19 protein-coding genes are annotated in these 23396 nt (G+C 42.1%); 11 read left to right on the top strand and 8 right to left on the bottom strand.

What is annotated here, in order from left to right:
* Window positions 1-88: 88 nt before the first annotated feature.
* The 3 genes from apbC (at window position 89) to dcd (ending at window position 3586) form a co-directional block, all read left to right on the top strand.
* On the top strand, window positions 89-1312 hold the full coding sequence (apbC, locus tag JMW94_RS07075) for an iron-sulfur cluster carrier protein ApbC (RefSeq protein ID WP_201603572.1): 1224 nt from the start codon (window positions 89-91) through the stop codon (window positions 1310-1312).
* A gap of 419 nt (window positions 1313-1731) precedes the next feature.
* Window positions 1732-2874, top strand: coding sequence for a DUF2804 domain-containing protein (locus JMW94_RS07070; protein ID WP_193009389.1), 1143 nt, complete (start codon window positions 1732-1734; stop codon window positions 2872-2874).
* A 136-nt stretch (window positions 2875-3010) separates the two neighbouring features.
* Window positions 3011-3586, top strand: a complete 576-nt coding sequence (dcd, locus tag JMW94_RS07065) for a dCTP deaminase (protein WP_045455197.1) — start codon at window positions 3011-3013, stop codon at window positions 3584-3586.
* Window positions 3587-3693: 107 nt separating this feature from the next.
* On the opposite strand, the gene JMW94_RS07060 is transcribed toward dcd, so the two are convergent.
* The 6 genes from JMW94_RS07060 to JMW94_RS07035 all read right to left on the bottom strand — a co-directional run bounded on the left by JMW94_RS07060 (window position 3694) and on the right by JMW94_RS07035 (window position 10139).
* Window positions 3694-4131: a ClpXP protease specificity-enhancing factor gene (locus tag JMW94_RS07060; protein WP_193009388.1), complete on the bottom strand. Its 438-nt coding sequence runs from the start codon at window positions 4129-4131 to the stop codon at window positions 3694-3696.
* Window positions 4132-4385: 254 nt separating this feature from the next.
* On the bottom strand, window positions 4386-5000 hold the full coding sequence (locus tag JMW94_RS07055; protein ID WP_198329725.1) for a glutathione S-transferase N-terminal domain-containing protein: 615 nt from the start codon (window positions 4998-5000) through the stop codon (window positions 4386-4388).
* Between the two features lie 195 nt (window positions 5001-5195).
* Window positions 5196-5912: a cytochrome c1 gene (locus JMW94_RS07050; protein WP_045446804.1), complete on the bottom strand. Its 717-nt coding sequence runs from the start codon at window positions 5910-5912 to the stop codon at window positions 5196-5198.
* Complete coding sequence (locus tag JMW94_RS07045; protein ID WP_372815435.1) at window positions 5912-7132, bottom strand: cytochrome b; 1221 nt, start codon at window positions 7130-7132, stop codon at window positions 5912-5914. The genes JMW94_RS07050 and JMW94_RS07045 overlap by 1 nt, the downstream gene beginning before the upstream one ends.
* A gap of 7 nt (window positions 7133-7139) precedes the next feature.
* Complete coding sequence (gene petA / locus JMW94_RS07040; RefSeq protein ID WP_045446807.1) at window positions 7140-7724, bottom strand: ubiquinol-cytochrome c reductase iron-sulfur subunit; 585 nt, start codon at window positions 7722-7724, stop codon at window positions 7140-7142.
* Window positions 7725-8195: 471 nt separating this feature from the next.
* Entirely contained in the window at window positions 8196-10139 is a 1944-nt protein-coding gene (locus JMW94_RS07035; protein ID WP_201603570.1) for an ATP-binding cassette domain-containing protein, read from the bottom strand.
* Between the two features lie 241 nt (window positions 10140-10380).
* Here JMW94_RS07035 and JMW94_RS07030 point away from each other — a divergent pair, with 241 nt between their 5' ends.
* From JMW94_RS07030 to JMW94_RS07020, 3 genes are all read left to right on the top strand, one after another.
* On the top strand, window positions 10381-10653 hold the full coding sequence (locus JMW94_RS07030) for a SlyX family protein (RefSeq protein WP_201603561.1): 273 nt from the start codon (window positions 10381-10383) through the stop codon (window positions 10651-10653).
* Between the two features lie 206 nt (window positions 10654-10859).
* Window positions 10860-12062, top strand: a complete 1203-nt coding sequence (locus JMW94_RS07025) for an OmpP1/FadL family transporter (protein ID WP_201603559.1) — start codon at window positions 10860-10862, stop codon at window positions 12060-12062.
* A gap of 405 nt (window positions 12063-12467) precedes the next feature.
* Complete coding sequence (locus JMW94_RS07020) at window positions 12468-13964, top strand: hypothetical protein (RefSeq protein ID WP_201603550.1); 1497 nt, start codon at window positions 12468-12470, stop codon at window positions 13962-13964.
* Window positions 13965-14734: 770 nt separating this feature from the next.
* Here JMW94_RS07020 and putP read toward each other — a convergent pair.
* A complete protein-coding gene (gene putP / locus JMW94_RS07015; protein WP_045446819.1) occupies window positions 14735-16234 on the bottom strand; it encodes a sodium/proline symporter PutP in 1500 nt (499 codons plus the stop codon).
* A gap of 472 nt (window positions 16235-16706) precedes the next feature.
* On the bottom strand, window positions 16707-17579 hold the full coding sequence (locus JMW94_RS07010; RefSeq protein WP_045446822.1) for a LysR family transcriptional regulator: 873 nt from the start codon (window positions 17577-17579) through the stop codon (window positions 16707-16709).
* A gap of 367 nt (window positions 17580-17946) precedes the next feature.
* On the opposite strand from JMW94_RS07010, the gene leuC reads away from it, so the two are divergent.
* The 5 genes from leuC to leuB all read left to right on the top strand — a co-directional run bounded on the left by leuC (window position 17947) and on the right by leuB (window position 22858).
* Window positions 17947-19365, top strand: a complete 1419-nt coding sequence (leuC, locus tag JMW94_RS07005; protein WP_201603548.1) for a 3-isopropylmalate dehydratase large subunit — start codon at window positions 17947-17949, stop codon at window positions 19363-19365.
* 25 nt (window positions 19366-19390) lie between these two features.
* The gene (locus JMW94_RS07000) at window positions 19391-19855 is read left to right on the top strand and encodes a hypothetical protein (protein WP_201603545.1); all 465 of its coding nucleotides are present in this window, start codon (window positions 19391-19393) and stop codon (window positions 19853-19855) included.
* 47 nt (window positions 19856-19902) lie between these two features.
* Window positions 19903-20553 (top strand): 3-isopropylmalate dehydratase small subunit, encoded by a 651-nt coding sequence (gene leuD, locus JMW94_RS06995; RefSeq protein WP_055124341.1) that lies wholly within the window; start codon window positions 19903-19905, stop codon window positions 20551-20553.
* A 141-nt stretch (window positions 20554-20694) separates the two neighbouring features.
* Window positions 20695-21444 carry a hypothetical protein gene (locus tag JMW94_RS06990; RefSeq protein WP_201603543.1) on the top strand — a complete coding sequence of 250 codons (750 nt, stop codon included), beginning with the start codon at window positions 20695-20697 and terminating at the stop codon, window positions 21442-21444.
* Window positions 21445-21754: 310 nt separating this feature from the next.
* A complete protein-coding gene (gene leuB, locus JMW94_RS06985) occupies window positions 21755-22858 on the top strand; it encodes a 3-isopropylmalate dehydrogenase (RefSeq protein WP_055124339.1) in 1104 nt (367 codons plus the stop codon).
* Window positions 22859-23396: the final 538 nt, after the last annotated feature.

Raw genomic sequence — 23396 nt, 5'->3', positions numbered from 1 at the left:
CTAACACGTTCACGAGCAGTATTGTTCACGACAGTATTCGCTGAGTTTTTGCCATGCCCACCCACTTGTATAGGCAGTAATAGTCGCTATGTTTAACTTTATGAAGAAAACCTCCACCAAAAAATCAGAAACACCAGAGCAGCGAGCAGAGCGCGATAGTGCCGTGGACAAGGTGCTGCTTGGTTATGAGGTAGGTACTGTCAGTATTGCCACCATGGTAACGGGGCTCGAGCGTGATGGTGACCAGCTCACCTTAGACTTGCGTCTACCCGTAAATAGTAATCCTGAAATTATCCAACAAGAACTTGGGCAACTGTTACATGCGCACGGTATTAAAACCATTCACATGAATGTTCGTCTGCCCGCACCGACGAAAGGCTCGAGGTCAAGTCTGCCAAAAGCAATGCCAAAAACCACTAATGCCATGGACAATCAACATAAACCAGCGGCAAATGCTGATAGCAATACTACTGTTGAACCACCAATTACCAAAGCCGCACCGACACAAGCGTCACTCGCCGCGCATCCGCGTATTCGTCATATTATCGTCGTGGCATCGGGTAAAGGCGGTGTTGGTAAATCCACTACCACGGTCAACATTGCCTTAGCATTACAAAAATTAGGCAACCGTGTTGGCGTACTAGATGCTGATATTTATGGTCCTAGTATGCCAACGATGCTGGGCGTCGATAATGTCAAACCTGAGCTGGAAAACGAGCAGTTTGTTCCTATCAATGCGCACGGCATGGCAATGCTATCGATTGGTAGCTTACTCGATGGAGATAATACGCCGGTTGCATGGCGTGGACCAAAAGCCACTGGTGCGCTGATGCAGCTGTATAATCAAACCAACTGGCCGCAGCTGGATTACTTAGTGATTGATATGCCACCGGGTACGGGCGATATTCAGCTCACGCTAGCTCAGCGTATTCCCGTAACGGGTGCCGTGATTGTCACGACGCCGCAGCATATTGCCTTACTTGATGCGCAAAAAGGTATTGAGATGTTTAACAAAACCAATATCCCAGTACTCGGCGTGGTCGAAAACATGGCACTGCATACCTGTAGTAACTGTAATCATACCGAAGCTATCTTTGGCACAGGTGGCGGCGAAAAAATCGCTGAGCAATATCAGGTGCCGCTGTTAGGTCAGTTGCCATTGGCAAGCGGTATTCGTGCACAAGTGGATAAAGGTGAGCCAAGCGTATTAGCCGATGATGAGTTTGCGCCGTACTATCTTAGCATTGCTAAAAATATCGAAGCCAATATTAATAAATTCGCTAAGCCTGTCAATGATAAGCGTATTTTTTAATAGTTTTATAACGGTTCTCGATGATTTTTAGCGATAGCTAAATAGCCTAAGTATAAAAACTTGCAAGGATTTGGGTTTTAAAAAGGGAATATTGCGAGCTTATCAATTTATCAACGACATTTAGATAATATTCCCAAACAGTATAGGTGACTGAAATTATTCCGTTCGCCGATATATGCGATTGAGCTCTCAAACAATCAACTGATGGCCGTTTGCTACTCTAAAGACGGGAGTAGCAAACGCCATCAGCAAATGTGACGGAAAGGTTGGCAGATGGATTGACCAGCATTGAAGTTAAGGTGATAACGGCAGCGTTTTTTGTGGGTTCTGCGAAGGCAAAAAGAAAAACTGTACATACTGCCGTGAGTTATCAAGGAAAAATAGTACCTTTAGAAAAATTTGGCTAGGATGCCTCAATCATGAATCAAAATCGTAATGAGCAAGATCAGCAACACTTATCTACCAGCATTAAGCCAGCTGTTCTTAACGAGCTTATTCAAAATGGTCAGCCTATTTTTGGTGTTTTTGCTCACGTTAAAAATATCAATTATTTGGACTATCACAGTCATCTTATTTCGCAAAAGGCGCTGCCAAACTGGCGCAAAGAGTTAAAAGCCAATCAATTCTGCTTTATTCAAATTATCCAGCCGCCTTATCGGATTTGTTTGGCATTGGCAACGATTAAGTTGGCAACCAGTGCCTTTGTTTATCTTTATAATGATGAGACTAAGCAGTTAGAGGTTTGTGAAGCATTGCAGCCGTTGATGCATCACACACAGTTAGAAGGCGATTGCTATCAAGGGCAAATGGCATTTACCCATAGTAATCTCACATTAACATTGGATTTTACGCCATCAAAAATCGCAGTAGCATTGGACAGTAAACACATTACGCTTGATGCGACGCTACAGCGGCAAGCAGCGCCATTAGCAGTCTGCACACCAACGGGCAGGCGTGGCTGGACCTTTACTCAAAAAGAACCGTTAACTGCTCTAGCTGGTCATTTGCTTATTAAAGCCCATTCAAAATTTAACACTGATGCTCAAGCCAAACAAATCCACTTTTCCGAAACGACTATCGCCAATCTCGATTGGACGCTTGGCTATATGCGTCACAAGACCAATTGGTTTTGGAGTTGTATCAATAGTTATTTGCCAGACGGTCGTCATTTTGCCCTAAATCTAGCGATGGGCGTCAATGAAACAGGGGTTAGCGAAAATGCGTGCTGGCTGGATGGGCAGATTTATTATTTACCGCCTGTGATGTTTGTCCGTGATGGTTTAAAGTTGCCAGCTAATGAGCAGGATGATAATGCTAAAACCATAGATAATACGCGACAGCCTTGGCGCATCTATCATCAAAACCTAGGCTGGAGCAATGTTGATATTGACTTAACTTTCACGCCGATAACCGTTTATAAAAAGACAGATAACTTTGGTGTGCTTGCCAGTATATTTGAGCAATGGCTTGGCTTTTATAGTGGTGAGATTCGTCTAAAAGATGACGTGATTGAAATCGATAAGATAATGGGCTTAGCAGAAGATCATTTCGCAAAATGGTAGGCGGTTGTCGTATTGATTGTAGATTTATATTAAACGCAGGCAAGCCTATAAATTGAGCGCTCAATTCCGTATAATCGTCGCTATCAAAATACCGTTCATATCGTAAATTTTATTTTATAGCTGCTAAGGAACAACAATGTCTATCAAGTCTGACCGCTGGATTCGTAAAATGGCTGAAGAACACGGCATGATTGAGCCGTTTGAAGCGGGTCAAGTACGTTTTAATGATACAGGCGAGCGTTTGGTTAGCTACGGTACGTCAAGCTATGGTTATGATGTACGCTGCGCGCCTGAATTTAAAGTTTTTACCAATGTTCATTCAGTGATTGTAGATCCAAAAAACTTTGATGAAAAAAGCTTTATTGATGTCATCGGTGACGAGTGCATTATTCCACCAAACTCGTTTGCGCTAGCACGCACCATGGAATATTTCCGTATTCCACGCGATGTATTGACGATCTGTCTTGGTAAATCAACGTATGCCCGTTGCGGAATTATCGTCAATGTGACGCCGCTGGAGCCTGAATGGGAAGGGCATGTCACTTTGGAATTTAGCAACACCACCAATCTACCAGCGCGTATTTATGCAGGCGAAGGGGTGGCACAAATGCTATTTTTCCAAAGCGATGCTGATGACGTATGTGAAACCAGCTATAAAGATCGCGGCGGTAAGTATCAAGGTCAACGCGGCGTGACATTGCCAAGAACCTAGTAATCTTATATGCTAACTGAAAGTGCACAATGATAAATCTTTTAGATTAATCACAAAAAGGCTGACCGTATATAATACGACCAGCCTTTTTTATACCGAAAAATTGACTATTTCAACACTTTTAAACCTGCTTTATTATCACGTTTGGCTTTAGGTGCCGCAGTAGGGCTCTTCTGTGAGCTTACTATCGCATCATCTTCAGGTTGATAGTTGTCATATTCATTGGGGTCAAAAAACATCCCTTGCGAGTTTTCTTTCGCATAAATACCTAACACCGACGTCATTGGTACCCAAATCTCTTGTGACACGCCGCCAAAACGCGCACTAAAATGAATATAATCATTTTCCATACTCATATTACCAGTCGCACGGCTGGCGATATTCAATACGATACGACCATCTTGCACGTGTTCCCTTGGAATCTGTACGTTTTCGGCAGTGGCATCAACCATCAGGTAAGGCGTTAGTTGATTGTCTTCTATCCACTGATAAAGCGCGCGCACCATATAAGGACGTGTTGGGGTAATAGAGGTGGTTTCGCTCATCTAAGGGTTTCCTATACTGATAATTTGAAGATAATAACTTAAAGGTATTTTGTTGTTTTCTATTTTAAGACAGCGGTTAAGCATTGTCTAGGGTGTGTCCTGCTCTTGCAAATGGTAATAAAAATTGCAGCCAAACAAATAAAATAGTACTGATAATATCGAAATATAAGCAAGCTATTTGACACAGTTTGACAAAGATTTAGTCATTTTTGACCCATTTAAGGTTTAATGCTCAGATTGAGGATACACCCTAATTAACGCACACTTTTTTGAAAGCTAGTACGCTCAAAGACCCGCTGTTGATAATCAAATAAGGGGCGACTAATTGCGCGTGGCAGCTCAATTCCCATTTCTTCAAGTCGCCATAACAAAGGTGCTAACAATACATCACACCAGCCAAAATCGTCTGCCATAAAATAAGGTTTATGAGCAAACAGTGGTGATAGAGTAATCAAAGAATCGCTTAACTGTTTTTTCGCAATAGCAGCTTGTGCTTTATTAAAGCTATTAGGGTGCATGAGTAGACGCTTACCGAGTACCAGCCAATCATGCTGAATACGCCAAGCCAGTTGGCGAAATTGGGCACGCTCTTGCGGGGTATCTGGTAGTAGCTTGTTTGTATGGTAACGTTCTTCAAGATACTCAAAGATAACGTTGATCTCATACAGTGCGATTTCACGTTGTTGCAGAACAGGTAAGGTGTGATAGGGATTCAGCTCGGTTAAATCTTCAGGCCGTTCAGAGTGCAAGCGTGATAGATAATAGGCAAGCTTTTTTTCCTCAAGTAATAGGCGCACTACATGACTGTCGTAGCCGTCATCAGCGTATAAAATCAGCTGACTACTTGGAATGTCGTTCGCATCAATCATGAAAGCCTAATGTTAATAGTAAAGCCTATCATCGTAAACAAAGTTGCCCTGATTATCAAGGCAAGGTACGTAAACATTGCGGGTGAGCCTTGTTTTAAATTATGGTTCAGTGTTTTATGGTCTTTTAAGAGACAAAAAAAGGCACTACCAGAGTAGTGCCTTTTTTTCGATAAAAATATATTTTTTAATACTCAATTACTTTACATCTTTCCAGAATTCTTTGTTCAATAAGTAAACTGGAATGAGTAATACTAATAAGAATAAAATCACAAAGAAGCCAATCACTTGACGGTCATGACGGTTAGGCTCTGCCATCCACGCCATAAAGTTAACCAAATCACCCACTTCGGATTCAAACTCTTCAGCACTTAGCTCTTCTTGCATATTATGCAATACATGAGGCATCGCCGCATTGGCAAGTACTAAGTTATTGGCACCCCAAGGACGGCTTGGGTCTTCATAAAACGATAACAGGTAAGTATATACCCAGTCATCGCCACGTAGTCTGGTTTCAAGTGATAGATCAGGAGGCGCTGCGCCAAACCATGATGCTTGTACTTCAGGATCAATTTCAGCATTAATATGATCACCGATTTGATCGGTGGTGACCATCAAATACTTTTCGACCAACTCAGGTGGTATCTCTAAATCTTTAGCAATGCGCGAGTGACGAACATACTGTGCAGAGTGACAACCAGCACAGTAGTTCATAAAGATTTTCGCACCGTTTTGTAGCGAGCCCTTATTGGTAAAATCAATAGGAGCAGTACTACAAGCTAAGTGTTCTTCAACACCCTCAGCATTGGTGAATGTACCACATCCACCGCCACCAGCTGCCAGTGCAGTACCAGCCGTCAAGGTTAATGCCGCGCCTAAGCCTAGACCCGCTAGGGATTTAATTAGCGTGTTCATTAGTGACCTCCGGTAACGCGTTCTGGTGGCTGTTTACACTTCTCAATAGAGGTATAAATTGGCATCAGTAAGAAAAACAAGAAATACAAGACAGTGAAGATACGAGCCATCAATGTTGCTGTTGGTGTCGTTGGCGTCGCGCCTAAGTAACCTAAAACTAAGAAACTAATCGCAAACACGGTTAAAGCAATTTTAGATAAAATGCCTTTATAACGTATAGAGCGTACAGGCGATCTGTCTAGCCATGGAATCAAGAATAGTACGGCAATCGCACCACCCATCGCAATCACACCACCCAACTTGTCAGGAACCGCACGTAAAATGGCATAGAATGGCGTGTAATACCATACTGGTGCAATGTGTGCTGGCGTTTTCAATGAATTCGCTGTCTCAAAGTTTGGTGGCTCAAGGAAGAATCCGCCGCCTTCTGGGAAGAAGAATACCACTGCAAAGAACAAGATAAAGAAGACCACGATACCAATCATATCATGCACTGTGTAGTACGGATGGAATTCAATACCATCTAACGGCACACCATTTTTATCTTTTAGCTTCTTGATATCAATACCATCAGGGTTGTTCGAACCCACATGGTGTAGCGCTACAATATGCATGAATACTAAGCCCACAAGTACAAGCGGGATAGCAACCACATGTAGAGCAAAGAAGCGGTTTAGGGTGATACCTGAGATAATATAATCACCACGTACCCATTCTGCAAGCCCATCACCAATCACAGGTAGAGCAGCAGGAAGGTTCAAGATAACCTGTGCACCCCAAAATGACATATTGCCCCAAGGAAGTAGGTAACCGAAGAAACCTTCTGCCATCAATGCTAAGTAAATACCCATACCGATGAGCCAAATAAGCTCACGTGGTTTCTGGTATGAACCATATAGCAGTGCTCTGAACATATGCAGATATACGACTACAAAGAACGCAGATGCGCCAGTTGAGTGCATGTAACGGATAAGCCAACCACCTTTGACATCGCGCATGATGTATTCAACAGATGCAAATGCCCCTTCGGCACTTGGGTTGTACATCATGGTCAGCCAAATACCTGTTACCAATTGGTTAACCAATACCACCATTGATAACACGCCAAAAAAGTACCAAAAGTTAAAGTTTTTTGGTGCATAGTACTTTGACATATGGTATTCATAGGTTTCGGTCGCTGGAAAGCGTGCGTCCACCCAATGCATTAACTTTTTACCCATGCTCATATTAAGCCTCCCCAATCGTCAAGATGGTACCATCCATGTTGTAATCTGGGACAGGTAAGTTAAGCGGTGCAGGAACGCCACTATAAACGCGACCCGCCAAGTCATATTTAGACCCGTGGCATGGGCAGAAAAATCCGCCATACCAATCATTACCACCCAAGTCAGCCGCGCCAACATCAGGACGGTAGTTTGGTGCACAACCTAAATGTGTACAGACGCCTTCTACTACCAAGACTTCTGGCGAGATAGAGCGTTCTGGATTTTTACAGTATTCAGGTTGTAATGATGCATCAGATTCAGGGTCAGACAGTAAAGGTTTTACTGACGCTAAAGTCGCTAGCATATCTTCTGTGCGTTTGACCACAAAAATGGGTTTACCACGATATTTGACAACGATCATCTGTCCTGCTTCGATAGAACCAATATCTTGGGTCACTGCAGCCCCTGCAGCCTCAGCTTTAGCGCTTGGGTACCAAGAACGGACAAAAGGTGTTGCCACAGCAGCTACCCCAGCTGCACCAATCGCGGCAGTCGAGGCAATAAGAACTCTACGGCGTTGTACGTTAACGCCTTCGGCTTGGCTCATTAATACTTCCTCCAGGTGAATGAAATGGGATTATCCCACACTGGGTTTGTGGCTTAGAAAATGTACAATATCAAGCCACTTTGGCTGTGCCTAATTTTGCTAATTGTTGCTATTCTAAGCTATTTCGGTGATAAAATAAATTATTGCGTTAAAAATAAAGCAACCTTGATAGAACATACTCTAAGGTTGAATAGGAGAATTGATGCAAAATAGCTGCATTATCAATGTCTCACATAGATTTTTTGGCAAGGATTATAAGCGTGATGACCTTATAATTAATAAGGATATTTTGCAATAGCGAATGATACTCGAAATTAAGGTAATGTTCACTAACTTTCAGTACCTAACTACTATGTAAGTAGTCGTAAACCAATAATCACCGCTTTATAAGAACAAAACGGTGATTATTTCATTATTTTTCATATCTTATAAAACTCGAAGTTTTATAAAACATCGCTTCAGTCGCTAACGTTAGCTCTCAAGCGCACTCCAACGCTCAAGCTTATTCATCATCTCATCTTCAATCGTCAGTAGGCGCTCACTTGCGGCAGTCGCTGCATTAACGTCAGTGGTGAACCATGAGCCATCTGCTAGTTTCTCTTGCAATTGCGCTTGTTCAGCTTCTAATGCAGCGATTTCTTTTGGCAAATTATCCAGTTCACGCTGTTCATTGAAATTGAGCTTTTTAGCAGATTTGTTAGGTTTTGCTGCAGTTGTCTTATTGGTAACTTTACTGGCAGTATTTGCATTATTGGCTGGTGCTCTAGCCGCGTGTGCGGCTTGCTCACGGTTTTTCTGTACCAAGTATTCTTGATAACCACCGACATACTCTTTGACGATACCTTTGCCGTCTTCATCTTGGTCAAATACCCAAGTAGAGGTAACGACATTGTCCATAAATGAGCGGTCATGGCTGATTAGCAAAATCGTACCGCCAAAGCTGGCGACGGACTCTTCTAGTAGCTCAAGTGTCGCCATATCCAAGTCGTTGGTTGGCTCATCAAGTACCAGAATGTTGGCAGGCTTTAATAGCTGTTTTGCAAGTAGCACGCGGTTACGCTCACCACCTGATAGTGCTTTGACAGGGGTACGCGCACGCTCTGGGGCAAATAAGAAATCTTGTAGATAGCTCATGATGTGTGTCTTACGACCACCCACTTCTACAAAGTCTGAGCCTTCAGAGACGTTTTGCGCCACACTGGCTTCAAGGTCTAACTGATCGCGCAACTGGTCAAAGAAAGCGATTTTTAAGTTAGTGCCTAATTCAACACTACCAGTCTTTGTGACTTCATCATCAGACATATCGAGTAGGGCTTTAATCAGTGTGGTTTTACCCGCACCGTTGGGTCCGACAATGCCGATTTTATCACCGCGCATAATAGTGGTTGTAAAATTATCAACCAATACGTTGCCATCATATTCAAGATGTAAGTTTTTAACTTTACAGACCAGCTTACCGCTTTTCTCACCTTGACCCATCGTAATGTTCACATTACCGACTTGCTCACGGCGATCGCTACGCTCTTCACGCAATGCTTTTAGCTCGCGGACACGGCCTTCGTTACGGGTACGACGGGCTTTGATACCTTGGCGAATCCATACTTCTTCTTGCGCCAGTTTTTTATCAAAGTTGGCGTTATTTTTTTCTTCAGCGAGTAACTGTAGTTCTTTTAGCTCTTGATAGCGTGCATAACCACCTTCGCCTTGAGTAACGTCATAGCTGGTTAATTGACCACGATCTAGCTCAATGATGCGAGTCGATAGTTTATTGACGAATGCTCTATCATGGGTGACAAACAACAATGTTAGACCTTGCCAATCTAATAAAAAGCGCTCTAGCCATTCAATACTATCAACGTCTAAATGGTTGGTTGGTTCATCGAGAAGCAGTACATCAGGTTTGGTGACCAATGAGCGTGCTAGTAGTACACGGCGCTTACGCCCACCTGATAATGAAGATAAATCATCATCTGGATCCAGCCCCATGGTTTTGATAAGGCGGGTGGCTTCGCGCTCTAAATCCCAACCGTGTACCGCATCGATATCATGCTGCAAATCGGCCATACGCTCACAAGCATCCATGTCGCCATTGGCGCATAAGTCAGTTTGGGCATTGTAGTTGATAAGCAGCTCAGCCGTGTGGCTGCTACCACCCATAACGATGTCTAGGATACGTCCGCTTGTCTCGGGAACGTCTTGTTCTAGCATCGCAACGCGCACGCTGCTATTGATAATGACTTCGCCGCTATCAGGTTGTAAGGTGCCGTTAATTAGCTTAAATAAGGTGGATTTGCCTTCGCCATTACGGCCAATTAAACAGACACGTTCACCTGCTTCAATAGCAAAATCAATGCCATCAAGAACAGGAGCGACGCCAAAAGCAAGGTGGATATCTTTTAAATGTATCAGAGCCATAGAATATCTTAAGCTTATATAATAGTGAGGTAGGGGTTGCTGCAAAATTGCGAGCAGTATAACATGCCATCACGTGACTGTAGTGAGCGTAAATGATTTTATCCGCACTATTTATGACTTTTGTTCAAGGCTGCTATTTTATAAAGAGCATCGTCGTCTAATTGCTACTTTTTATTGGTCATCGAGCCATTTTATTAATGAATCCTACCAGTCTTATGTTTATGATAATTCAGAGAAAAATATGAATCAATTTAATCCTCAAGATAAAGCTCAGAACGAGGCTTTAGCTGTGCATGCTGACTTACAAACGCAACAAGTCATTGATTTACAGATGAGTATGGCGCATCTAGAGATGACAGTAGAGCGACTCGATGAGGTGATTGCGCGGCAAGATAAAGATATTCAGACACTACAACGACAGTTACAGCTGATCTATAAACAAGTGGAAAGTCAGGATCCTGAAGGCGGCATTGCACCTTTTGATGTAATAGCAGAAAGACCCCCTCATTATTAATATCTGCAAAAACTAAATGGTTGAAAATTTATGACTATTATATCCGCATTGTGAAATACAGACACTGTTCAGTCATAATGAGGAAATAATGTGTTTTTGCAGTTGTTTTAATGTTCGAAAATCTTTACTATCCTCCACCTCGGATACTGCTTGCCCACTAACACTAGGCAAAGTAGTAAAACAATGCGGACGTTTGGAGATATATAATGCGCGCAAATTTTCATTTGAAAACTCTCACAGTAGCGGTTGCTGCTCTTTCTATTGCTAGCGTTGCTAGTGCTGCTGGTCTTGATCGTTCAGGTCAAGATATCACCGCATTCTTACAAGATGGCCTATACGCTGAATCTGTTTATACTTATATCGATGCCGATGTGAGTGGTAAAGACTTGTCAGGCAATAAGATTGGTGATATCGCTGAGTATTATGATTTTTTCCGTTATGGCGTAAAAGCAGATATTAACGACACGTTTAGCATCGGTATTTTATATGATGAGCCTTTTGGTGCAGCAGCGGATTACAGTGGTAATAATGACTTTGTAGACCAAAACCCCGCTTCAGATAGAAACGGCGAAGGCACTAACGTGGAAGTGCGTACTGAAAGTATCACTGGTATCGTCGGTGCGAAACTTGGCGAAAGTAAGAGCTTTCAAGTCTATGGTGGTCCAGTGGCACAGCGTGTAAAGGCTGATGTGAAATTGCGTGGTACTGCTTATGAAGTTGCTAATGGTTACACGACACATATTAGTGCTGACCAAGATTATGGTTGGTTAGCTGGCGTTGCTTATAGCAAACCCGAAATTGCATTGAAAGCAGCCCTAACGTATCGTTCAGAGATTGATCATACCACTAATGCAGCTGAGTCTTATCCTTTAGCCATATTAGCTGGAAAGCCTACAAGCAGAAGCAATACTATTGATATTACTACTCCTGAGTCAGTGAACTTTGACTTCCAAACGGGTATTAATTCAACTACCCTAGCAACAGCAAAGGTTCGTTGGGTGCCTTGGAGTGATTTTGCAATCGTACCATCACTATACAATGAAGTGAGCACTGCAAATCCCGCATATGGTCCTGATGGCTTATCATTGGTAAGCTATGATGAAGATCAATGGCAAGTTGAGCTGGGTCTCGCTAAGCGCATGACGCCAGCATTAGCAGTGACAGGTACTGTTGGTTGGGATAGTGGTGCTGGTAACCCTGTAACCTCACTAGGTCCTATTGAAGGCTATTACAGCGCTGGTTTGGGTGCCAAGTATAATGTGACAGAAAACTGGGCAGTATCAGCTGGTGGTAAATACTTATGGTTCGGTGATGCTGAAGGTCAAATACCGAATAAAAATATTGTGAGTGATTTTGAAGACAACGATGGTTTTGCACTTGGCTTGAAGCTTTCTTACCAAGCAAACTAATGTGATGTGTAATTTGCTAAGTTATAAATCTATAGCCTAGATAATAAAAAGCGATCCTGATTGGGTCGCTTTTTTATGCTAGCGTGTTTAAGTTTAATAAAAGATTAGAGTATTTTAGAATTATTAAGTTATAACAGATAAGTATCTGCCTGCTATCTCTAAAAAATATTGATAGCAATTTAAAAATTATGAGAATGAAAAACTAAATATTAGTTTTGTACGTGTATCTTATTTGTACTGTCCAGTCATATTCGGGAAATAAAGCACTTTAATTGTTGTTTTAGTGTCAAAAAGGCATTAGTATTCATCTCAGGACACGACTTTTATAATCATAAAGTTATGCGCAGCAATGCTAAATATTGATTATTTAAGTAGTAAAACAACAAGGACGTTTGGAGATACACAATGCGCAATACCTTTCATTTGAAAACCCTTGCAGTAGCGATTGCCGCTTTTTCTGTAGCTAGCGTAACCAATGCTGCTGGTCTTGACCGTTCAGGTCAGGATGTCACAGCCTTCCTCCAAGATGGCACCTATGCTGAAGCTGTTTACACCTATATCGATGCTGATGTTAGTGGTTATGATAGCGCCAATAACGTTCCTACTAATAATACCTATGTCAGAGGTGATAAGACTGGCGATATCGCTGAATATTATGACTTCTTTCGTTATGGTGTAAAAACAGATATCAATGAAACCTTTAGTGTTGGTATCTTATATGATGAGCCCTTTGGCGCAGCAGCGAAATATACTGGCGATAACAATTTTGTTTCGAAAGGCGATATTAATGCATCAATAACTCAGTTAACAGGTGGACGGTTCAATGCCGAGACTCTTGGTCCTGAAATTCAAGATTTAAGAGAGCAGGCTCAAGCAGCAGGTGCGGAAGCGCAACGACTTGGACAATTAGCTGCAACAGCTACAGATCCTCAAGTCGCACAAGGTCTTGCACAACAAGCTCAAGCTCAAGCGGCAGCAGCGCAAGGTTTTGTGAGTGAGGCTACTGGTCTCGGTACAGCAAATGCGATAGCCCAAGCAGAAGCAGCTAATGCAGGGGAAGGTACTAATGTTGAAGTACGTAGTAACAGTCTGACAGCCATTCTTGGCGCAAAATTTGGTGCCAACAAAGAGTTTCAAGTATACGGTGGTCCAGTCGCTCAGCGTATTGAGTCTGAAGTGAAATTACGAGGTTTGGCTTATGGTCCTGCTACTGGCTATACCTCACGTAACAGCCCTGATATGGATTATGGTTATATAGCCGGCATTGCTTATAGCAAACCTGAAATTGCCTTAAAAGCAGCACTGACTTATCGCTCTGAAATTGATCACAACATGAAAGTGGCTGAAACCTATCCTTTAGCTGGCGTTATAGCTGGTGATCCAGCTGCAGCCAATCGCACCAGTAATATGGAAATTACTACTCCTAAATCCGTAAACTTTGATTTTCAAACGGGTATTAACCCTACAACGTTAGCAACTGCAAAAGTGCGCTGGGTACCTTGGGGTGACTTTAAGATTACGCCGCCACTATATAATGAAGTTAGTAAAAGATCTTATGGACCTGATGGTTTGAACTTGGTTGAGTACGAAGAGGATCAATGGCAAGTAGAGCTTGGTCTAGCCAAGCGTGTTGCGCCAGCACTTGCAATTAGTGGTACCGTTGGTTGGGATAGTGGTGCTGGTAACCCTGTTACCTCGTTAGGTCCTATCGAAGGCTATTACAGCGCTGGTTTGGGTGCAAAGTATAACGTGACAGAAAACTGGGCAGTATCAGCGGGTGGTAAATACTTATGGTTCGGCGATGCCCAAGGTGTGTTGCCAAGTGACAAAATTGTTGGTGACTTTCAAGACAATGATGGATATATCTTCGGTGTGAAATTGTCTTACCAAGACACTAAATAATACGCATATTTAGCAGTACTAATACATAAAAAAAGCGATCCGTGATGGGTCGCTTTTTTTATCGGTGTTCGAAATAGAAATTGATATAAAAGAACATTAAATCAACGACTTTAAAGTGTGCATAAAAGTTTTTAGCAAAATAATAAATTTATTTGACAGCTTTTTTTAGACGATTTCTAAGACGGCAGTGATTGGTTTCTTGCCCGCAATTAAACGATATTTGCCTAAAACATAAGCCACAACATCATTGAATTATTACGATCATAAGTATATTTCAGCTGAAATATACGCTTCTTGAAACACACTTAAGTCCAAGACTCATTGACCTCTCAGCGCTAACAGTATGTCTTCTTATAGGTGATCTTATACATCGATGTCTTTATGGCGCTCAGTACTTTGCCGATGCTAATAGACATTATAACGGCAATATCTCTAACTTATTAGCCGTACATTAGTAGTTATGCTTACCATCGCTTTTTATACCATTTTTCTTCAAGTTCAGACTGGGAAAGTCGACGCAGTTGCTATCTATTGGGGTTTTAATTACCCCAGGCTGTGAGCCTTCCTTTATTACCTCAGAATACTTTCTCATACAGCATCATGTTTTTTTAAAATATAACTGTATATTGAATGGTTATAATTTAATCATTTATTTACCTTCGAGATTTGAATTGCGTTATCAATTTATGTATTAGAGCTAATAGCTCTCAATAAAAAAACCTCGCCAATGATGGCGAGGTTTTTTTATAGTGATAATTATATCGATAAGCTTATTTATTTAAATTGAGTTCCATTTCTTTAAATTTCGCAGTAACAGAGGCTTTTGGACCGCCTGTCATGATACTTACCGCAAAAATGGCGATTGTACTTAAGATAAAGCCCGGAACGATAGCATATAACCAGCTATTGAGTGCCATGCCGTTCATCTGGAAAGGACCGTAAATCCATAGGATAACCGTCAATGCACCAACGACCATACCAGCAACTGCACCATTACGGTTCATACCGCGCCAGATTAGGCTGAAAATAACCAACGGTCCAAATGCTGCACCAAACCCTGCCCAAGCGTTAGAAACCAAATTCAATACTGAGCTTTCTGGATTAGACGCCAGTAAAATGGCAACAACGGCGACAATGATTACGGAAATGCGGCCGACCAATACTTGACGCGCCTCAGGTGCATCTTGATCAAAAAACAACTTATAGACATCTTTAGTCAATGAGCTTGATACTACCAATAGCTGTGATGAGATGGTACTCATAATCGCAGCTAAAATTGCAGCTAATAAGAAGCCTGAAACCAATGGATGGAATAAAAACTGCGTAAATACTAAAAAGATGGTTTCAGGATCATCTAAAGTCATCGCTGTCTTTTGAACATACGCACGACCAGCAAAACCTGTCATCAGTGCCCCGATAAGGCTGACAATCATCCAGCTCATACCGATGTTACGGGCAGTAGGGACATCTTTGACTGAGCGAATGGCCATAAAACGTACAATGATGTGTGGCTGACCAAAATAACCCAAACCCCATGCCATCAACGACACAATACCAAGGATACTCATCCCATTAGTAATGTTAAGCAAGCTTGGATCGATATTTCTAACCGCTTGAGTAGTGGCTGAAATACCACCCAGATCAGTGAAAGCGACGACAGGAACAATGACCATCGCAAATAGCATGATGATACCCTGTACAAAGTCAGTCATCGAAACGGCTAAGAAACCACCGAATAACGTATAAGCAACGACAACGCCAGCGGTGACCCATAGACCAGTGCTATAAGAAAGATTCAGTGAGCTTTCGAAGAGTTTACCACCGCCTACTAGGCTTGCAGCAGTATAAACCGTGAAGAATAAAATGATAACCACGGCTGAGATAACACGCAGCATGTGCGACTTATCTTCGAAGCGGTTGGCGAAATAATCGGGTAGAGTGATGGCATTGTCAGCCACTTCGGTATAAACGCGAAGGCGGGGTGCCACGATAAGGTAGTTTAAAAATGCACCAAGTGTCAAACCAAGTGCGATCCATATACTCACGACACCGTCAGCATACATATAGCCGGGCAAGCCAAGTAGTAACCAACCTGACATATCTGATGCACCTGCCGATAGTGCAGTGACTGCTGGACCTAAACTGCGTCCTCCTAACATATAGCCTTCAGTATCATTGGCTTGCTTAAAGTAGGCGTAAATGCCAATACCAATCATCACTAAAAAATAGGCGCCAAGTGATACCAGCACGCCACTAGAAACTCCGTTCATATAAATTGTCCTTAACCAACATGGTTGGCGGTAATTATTTTAACTATAAAGATTAAGTGTTATAAGACGATGTCCCAAACAATATCTAAAGACGAAAAAAGCCATTAAGTAGGACATAATGGCTTTTATTCAATATCTGCTGTTAGTTTTATATGATTGATGCTGTTCTAGGGCTAATACGAATTCGCAGTGCTCAGAGATCAATAAGAATGCCATATTACATCGATTGCTCGCATTTGCGACTTAGTTATCAGTATCGGCCACCTATATAACCAATCATTTAAAACCATTAAACCTACTGTTAACCATCATATATTACTCGAAGTGTTCAATATATGACTATCAGTGTTCTTATAGTAAATTTTTGTTATAAAAACAACGTCAAGCGTATTATAACGCATGAGGGTCATAAATGCGAATAGCGTGTTTTTTAGATTCCATAGCACGCTCTAATCCTCATTAAGGGGGAGTCTTATTCAATAGGCGCTAATAAGTCTAACAAAGCAGTAACGCTGCTAGATTGCGTCAATTTCGGATTGATAACCACACCCAAATAGCGTTGTAACTCTATATTGTCTGCCATATCGATACGTTCTAAATCCTGACTAATCATGGTTTGCGGTAATACAGACCATCCCAGACCAACAGAAACCAGCATGCGAATAGACTCAAGAGGATTGGTGCTCATCGTGGCATAAGGTTTCAGATTGTGCTTAGCGAATTCAGCCAAGGTAATTTGACTGGTAAAGGTGTTGGCAGACGGTAAAATAGCAGGATAGCGTGCCAATTGCTCTAGTGTCACATTAGATTTGGTCGCTAAAGGCGATAGCGTACCTGTCATAAAGTAAAGAGGGTCTGACCATAGCGTATGATAGGTCAAACGCTTATCATAGACGGGCGGCAGTGTTAAAAATGCTAATGATAAATCGCCATCGAGTACGGCTTTGTGCGCTTTTTCTGAATCAACGAAATGTACTTCTAGTTGTACAGCAGGATAAGCTTGGATAAAATGCTTAAGTACAGGCGCTAAATGGTGCAAGCCAATATGATGACTGGTGCCGATCACTAATTTGCCAGATACGATATGCTGAGAGTGTTGCAGATTAATCTTAAAATTCTCATAATCTTCTAGCCAACGCTTGGCATGCGGCAGCATTTCATTGGCTGCTTGGGTTGGTACAATGCCGCGTCCCACCGTATCAAACAAAGTAATGTTGAATTCATCTTCCAAATTTTTGATGCGTTTACTGACGGCAGGCTGTGTGATAAACAGTTTTTCTGCGGCACCTGAGATGCTGCCAGTGTGCATAACGGTAACGAATGTCGTCAAGTTTGTGGTGTTCAAACGGATGTCCTTAGCTACTTTGCGAGCTATAAATAAAAGTTGGCTGACCCAATCACAATGTATTAGAAATAAAAGTTTGCGTCTGGGCAAAAATCATCAATTATTATTATAGGATTAGCCTGCTATAATCACAAGACATCAAGACGTATTGTGACATATTTATTCTATTAAATTGACTATTTGCAGCTCATCGCATGTTTTAAGCGCTGATAACGGTCATCAATGTAAAATCGCCAATATAAAAATATCGATTTTGATACAAGCGCTGCTGACGATGCCGCTGATGATAAAATTTAAAGAAAATTTTTACCATAGACTATAAGCAAGTAAAAAAACCAGTAATTAGCAACCAATAAAGGATAGCAACATGGCAGGTCAAACGTTATATGACAAACTTTGGAATGCTCACGAAGTCACCAAGCGTGACGATGGTTCGAGCCTGATTTATATCGACCGCCATCTGTTGCATGAAGTGACCAGTCCGCAAGCATTTGAAGGCTTGGAGCTGGCCAATAGAGCACCGTGGCGCCTGTCGGCTAACATCGCCAGTCCTGACCATAACGTACCCACAGTCACTAAAGAGCGTTTAGAAGGCGTGCCTGGTATCAAAGACAAGGTATCACGCTTGCAGGTAGTGACATTGGATGAAAATTGCGCCAAATTTGATATCGCTGAGTTTACGATTAATGATGCTCGTCAAGGCATTTTACACGTCGTTGGCCCTGAGCAAGGTTTGGTGTTACCGGGTATGACGGTTGTTTGTGGTGATTCGCATACTGCTACTCATGGCGCACTGGGCTGCCTAGCGCACGGTATCGGCACATCAGAGGTTGAGCATGTATTGGCAACTCAGTGCTTGATTCAAAAGAAATCAAAAAATATGCAAATTCGTGTCACTGGTAAGCTTGGTGCTGGCGTGACCTCAAAAGACGTGGTACTTGCTATCATTGCAAAGATTGGCACGGCTGGCGGGACAGGTCATGCTATCGAATTTGCTGGGCAAGTATTTGAAGACATGAGTATGGAAGGTCGCATGACCGTCTGTAACATGGCAATCGAAGCGGGTGCTCGCGTGGGTATGGTTGCGGTCGATGACACGACCATCGAGTACGTCAAAGGTCGTCCTTATGCGCCAACCTCTGAGCAATGGGCGCAAGCGGAAGCTTACTGGCGTACCCTATATTCAGATGATGACGCGGTATTTGATACTGTTGTTGAGTTGGATGGTAGCCAAATAGCGCCACAAGTCTCTTGGGGAACCTCTCCTGAAATGGTTGTCGATATCACTCAATCTGTACCAACACCTGATCAAGCGGTAGATGAAGCACAAGAAGAAGGCTGGTTACGTGCTTATACCTATATGGGTTTAGACGCTGGGCAAAAGATTACCGATATCCAGCTTGATCGCATTTTTATTGGTTCATGTACCAATTCGCGTATCGAAGATTTGCGTGATGCCGCCGCAGTCATTAAAGGTCGTAAAGTCGCTGACAATATCAAAGAAGCCATCGTTGTGGCAGGTTCTGGGCAAGTGAAATTGCAGGCTGAAGCAGAAGGCTTAGATGCCTTGTTTACTGAGGCTGGATTTGAGTGGCGTGAGCCGGGTTGTTCGATGTGTCTTGCCATGAATGCGGATAAGCTTGAGCCACAAGAACACTGCGCTTCAACGTCTAACCGTAACTTTGAAGGCCGTCAGGGCAATGGTGGTCGTACCCATTTGGTCAGTCCAGCGATGGCAGCAGCAGCAGCATTGGCGGGTCACTTTGTCGATGTAAGAACGTTTTAGCTTTGCATTTCTATAGAGCATAAAAATGAAAATGCTGTTTGTTTTATTTTGCTTATTGGGTAGCTCTCAGCTAGCGATGGCTCGTGATTACTGTAATGGAAGATTTGCCTATTGTGTCGATGTGCCAAATCAACTGATATGGTTGCCTGAGGCAGATAATGGTGATGGTCGTCATTTTAAGTTACCCAATTCTAATGCCACTATTTTGGTCTTTGGGAGTAATACACCAACTGTTTTCTTTTATACAGATAGTGATTATCTAAAAGAGAAGCAGCATCGATATAAAACAGGCATGACAGTTACTTACGAGCGGTTAAAAGATAAAACCTATACAGCAAGCGGCTATAGAAAAGACGGTCAAGTTTTTTATCATGTTATTAAAGTTAAGGATGGTCAGGAAGCAGTATTACATCTGAACTATCCTGAAAGTGAAAAAACTAAAATGACAAGTATTGTTAAACAAATGGCACGCTCTTTTGAGATTCATTAGACCGTCAAAAAAATTTACGTTAGTAATCGATATTTTAAGGAAAAACCATGCAAGCTTATAACACTCAAACGGGTATCGTTTGCCCATTAGATCGCGCAAATGTCGATACCGATCAAATTATTGCCAAGCAGTTTTTAAAATCCATTAAACGCACAGGTTTTGGCGTCAATTTGTTTGATGATTGGCGTTATCTTGACGAAGGATATCCGGGTCAAGACAATAGCACCCGCGTTATCAATCCAGAATTTGTGCTAAATAAGCCGCGTTATCAAGGCGCGACTATTTTGCTAGCACGCCGCAACTTTGGTTGTGGTTCTAGTCGTGAGCATGCGCCTTGGGCGTTGTCTGAATATGGTTTTCGTACGGTGATTGCACCAAGCTTTGCCGATATTTTTTATAACAACTGCTTCAAAAACGGCATGCTACCAATTGTCTTGGATGAGGCAATTGTAGATACATTAATGAAAGACACGCTTGCTAATGAAGGCTATGAGCTAACCGCAGATCTTGAACGCCAAGTCGTCGTCACCTCAACAGGTGAAGAATATGCATTTGACGTAGATGCTTTTCGCAAACATTGCTTGTTAAATGGGCTTGATGATATTGGTTTAACCTTGCAGCAAAGCGATGCCATTAAAGATTATGAGCATAAGATGATGCAAAAAACACCATGGATATTTAACGATGTACGAGCATAAATCATGAATCTGCAAGCCATTACTTATAAAACTGCTGAACAGTAATAATGTAACGTTGAGTTATGGCGGTGAACTGGCTAAAATGAAGGGTAGTTTTTTTACGATATTTTATTATTTCTCTCATAAATAGTAGCCGCCATTATGAATAAAAAACGTTATGTTTTATGGACAAGTACGGTTGTTGCCGCAAGCTTATTGTTGTCAGGCTGTCAGCTATTGACTGGGTATCAGAAAATAGATGAGGCAGAAAACGCTAAAGCATGGGCAGGTAAGATTCAACCGATTGCGGGTGAAGTCAATATTGCCTGTATAGGAACTTATCATTGTGAAATCGCAAGGATAGATAAGACACGAGTGATAGGGGCTGATACGCATGAGCCTATCAATCCTGCCATGCTGGTCGCGATGAAAGATATGAGTGCAAAGGGCAAAAGTCATACCAGCAATAAGCATGCACAAACCTCAATGCACGCAAACATAGATATGACACCACTCGCTCATAAAAATGAGATTAAAATTGTACCTTTGTCTGCTTCAGGCATGCCGGGTCTAACCAATTATTATGCGCGAGTAAAACCTGCAAAACGCGAAGTACAGGTGAATTTCTATCCAGAAAACAATTTGGGCTATGTTGAGCGTTTTACTTTAATTCACGATTTTATTGAAGCTGATACTTATCAATTACGGGCTTATCAGAAAAAATCTAACGATAATTCTGGCAGCTTATTAGACACTGCTTCACCACAGCCGCTATGTGTTGATCTGTATCAAGGCAACACTGTACAGCGCCGCTTTTGTAAAGAGCTGTCTGCTGAGCATCAAGGAGAGTTTGTAGAAACTCGTATCGTGAAAGCATTGCCTGCATCATCGAAAGTAAAAGCCAAAGCTTAAAGCCTATTTGAGTTTTAAAAATAGCAGATTGACCACGGTTTTTTGTGTTGTTGAAGGCACTAAAAATCGTTTTTAGGAAAATATCGTAAATTTGTAGTATTAGGGCGAGTCCTCAATTCAATTGATTATCCTCTAAATGAGTTAAAAATGGCTAAATTTTGCCAAACATCGTTAAATAGCTTATCAATATCTCGATATTATTTGCGCTACCTTCGTTGTTTGACGGCAATTTATCTCATTTTTATCACCATTTTCAAAATGAGAACATGCCCCAACATAAATAAAAAACTACCTACCCACAAGGATTAGTATGGCAACGATTTTAACATTAGCGGGCGATGGTATCGGTCCCGAAATCATGACTCAAGCCATTGACGTACTGAATGCGGTCAATAAGAAATTTGCGTTAGATTTGACACTTGAATCTGGATTGATTGGTGGTGTGGCCATTGATGCAACGGGTGAGCCTCTGCCAGATGAGACGCTAGACCGTGCCCGTGCAGCAGATGCGGTATTGTTAGGAGCGGTCGGTGGCCCTAAATGGGATGGTATTGAACGCAGCAAGCGCCCTGAACGTGGTTTACTTAAAATACGTGGTGAGCTTGGTTTGTTCGCTAATCTACGTGTGGCAAAGCTTTACCCGCAGTTGGTCAATGCGTCTAGTATCAAACCTGAGATTATTTCAGGCTTGGATTTGCTTATCGTTCGTGAGTTAACTGGTGGTATCTATTTTGGTGAGCCACGTGGAATCCGCACGCTAGAGAATGGTGAACAGCAAGGCTACAACACCATGGTCTATAGCACAAGCGAGATTCAGCGTATCGGCAAAGTTGCTTTTGAATTGGCAAAAACACGTGCGCAAGCAGCAGGTACAGCCGCGAAAGTTTGCTCAGTGGACAAAGCAAACGTATTAGAAGTCACAGAGCTGTGGAAGCAGACGATGACCCAGATGCAACAAGCGGACTATAGCGACGTGGCGTTATCGCATATGTATGCTGACAATGCTTGTATGCAATTGATCAAGAATCCTAAGCAGTTTGATGTCATGGTCACCGGCAATATGTTCGGTGATATCTTGTCTGATGAAGCTGCTATGCTCACTGGATCTATCGGTATGTTGCCATCAGCCAGTCTTGATGAAGCAGGCAAAGGGATGTATGAGCCGTGTCATGGTTCAGCACCTGATATTGCTGGGCAGGACAAAGCCAACCCATTGGCGACTATTTTATCGGTTGCGATGATGCTGCGTTATACTTTTAAGCAAGAAGCAGCGGCACAAGCGATTGAGCAAGCAGTGAGTGATGTCCTTGATGACGGTTTGCGCACGCTTGATATCTTGGACAGTAGTGAAGCTGGATTGAAGCAAGTAGGGTGCCAAGAGATGGGGCAAGCAGTATTGGCTAAATTACTCTAGTCCCACTATAGTGATATGGATTAAATTTTTCCCTGTTTTATTTCGATAGGGAAAAATTCTCATCTTTATCGTTTATCGTCGTTCTAAACCCATAGTTTGCTCAGCAAATTATGGGTTTTTTATGTTTATTATTAATCGCTTTCTAGCGGTAACACACTAAACCAGATAGTTGTAAAAAAGCACTTGTTTTAACACAGACACCGCAGGACAAGGGCTTTATTAACATAAAGCTGTTATATGCTCACAAGCTAATATGACACTATTAACAGCTTACAAACCACTAGAACTACAGACTTTCACGTTAGAAGAGAGCTGATGAAAAGGTGTTTGAGTAAAGTTGGTTATGAAGGCGTTACAACTCAAAATAACAAGCCTTGATGACAACATAACAAAGTAACACTTATTATTTTTCTCTGCACACGACAAAAAAATCATCCCCACCCGATTTTCATAGGTTTAGGGGTTAAAAAGCTAACTAACTGTCGAAATACAGTCTTATCATTGTTAAAGAACACCAAGTGAAGGCCCTCAATCAACA

This window comes from Psychrobacter immobilis, from assembly GCF_904846185.1.
Taxonomy (GTDB): domain Bacteria; phylum Pseudomonadota; class Gammaproteobacteria; order Pseudomonadales; family Moraxellaceae; genus Psychrobacter; species Psychrobacter immobilis_B.
Note: the sequence above shows the minus strand (reverse complement) of the source record. Positions and strands in the feature narration are given on the sequence as shown.

Excerpts from the sequence above, each read along its gene's own strand:
- apbC (WP_201603572.1), top strand. The coding sequence starts at position 89 with ATGTTTAACTTTATGAAGAAAACCTCCACCAAAAAATCAGAAACACCA.
- JMW94_RS07070 (WP_193009389.1), top strand. The coding sequence starts at position 1,732 with ATGAATCAAAATCGTAATGAGCAAGATCAGCAACACTTATCTACCAGC.
- dcd (WP_045455197.1), top strand. The coding sequence starts at position 3,011 with ATGTCTATCAAGTCTGACCGCTGGATTCGTAAAATGGCTGAAGAACAC.
- JMW94_RS07060 (WP_193009388.1), bottom strand. The coding sequence starts at position 4,131 with ATGAGCGAAACCACCTCTATTACCCCAACACGTCCTTATATGGTGCGC.
- JMW94_RS07055 (WP_198329725.1), bottom strand. The coding sequence starts at position 5,000 with ATGATTGATGCGAACGACATTCCAAGTAGTCAGCTGATTTTATACGCT.
- JMW94_RS07050 (WP_045446804.1), bottom strand. The coding sequence starts at position 5,912 with ATGAACACGCTAATTAAATCCCTAGCGGGTCTAGGCTTAGGCGCGGCA.
- JMW94_RS07045 (WP_372815435.1), bottom strand. The coding sequence starts at position 7,132 with ATGGGTAAAAAGTTAATGCATTGGGTGGACGCACGCTTTCCAGCGACC.
- petA (WP_045446807.1), bottom strand. The coding sequence starts at position 7,724 with ATGAGCCAAGCCGAAGGCGTTAACGTACAACGCCGTAGAGTTCTTATT.
- JMW94_RS07035 (WP_201603570.1), bottom strand. The coding sequence starts at position 10,139 with ATGGCTCTGATACATTTAAAAGATATCCACCTTGCTTTTGGCGTCGCT.
- JMW94_RS07030 (WP_201603561.1), top strand. The coding sequence starts at position 10,381 with ATGAATCAATTTAATCCTCAAGATAAAGCTCAGAACGAGGCTTTAGCT.
- JMW94_RS07025 (WP_201603559.1), top strand. The coding sequence starts at position 10,860 with ATGCGCGCAAATTTTCATTTGAAAACTCTCACAGTAGCGGTTGCTGCT.
- JMW94_RS07020 (WP_201603550.1), top strand. The coding sequence starts at position 12,468 with ATGCGCAATACCTTTCATTTGAAAACCCTTGCAGTAGCGATTGCCGCT.
- putP (WP_045446819.1), bottom strand. The coding sequence starts at position 16,234 with ATGAACGGAGTTTCTAGTGGCGTGCTGGTATCACTTGGCGCCTATTTT.
- leuC (WP_201603548.1), top strand. The coding sequence starts at position 17,947 with ATGGCAGGTCAAACGTTATATGACAAACTTTGGAATGCTCACGAAGTC.
- JMW94_RS07000 (WP_201603545.1), top strand. The coding sequence starts at position 19,391 with ATGAAAATGCTGTTTGTTTTATTTTGCTTATTGGGTAGCTCTCAGCTA.
- leuD (WP_055124341.1), top strand. The coding sequence starts at position 19,903 with ATGCAAGCTTATAACACTCAAACGGGTATCGTTTGCCCATTAGATCGC.
- JMW94_RS06990 (WP_201603543.1), top strand. The coding sequence starts at position 20,695 with ATGAATAAAAAACGTTATGTTTTATGGACAAGTACGGTTGTTGCCGCA.
- leuB (WP_055124339.1), top strand. The coding sequence starts at position 21,755 with ATGGCAACGATTTTAACATTAGCGGGCGATGGTATCGGTCCCGAAATC.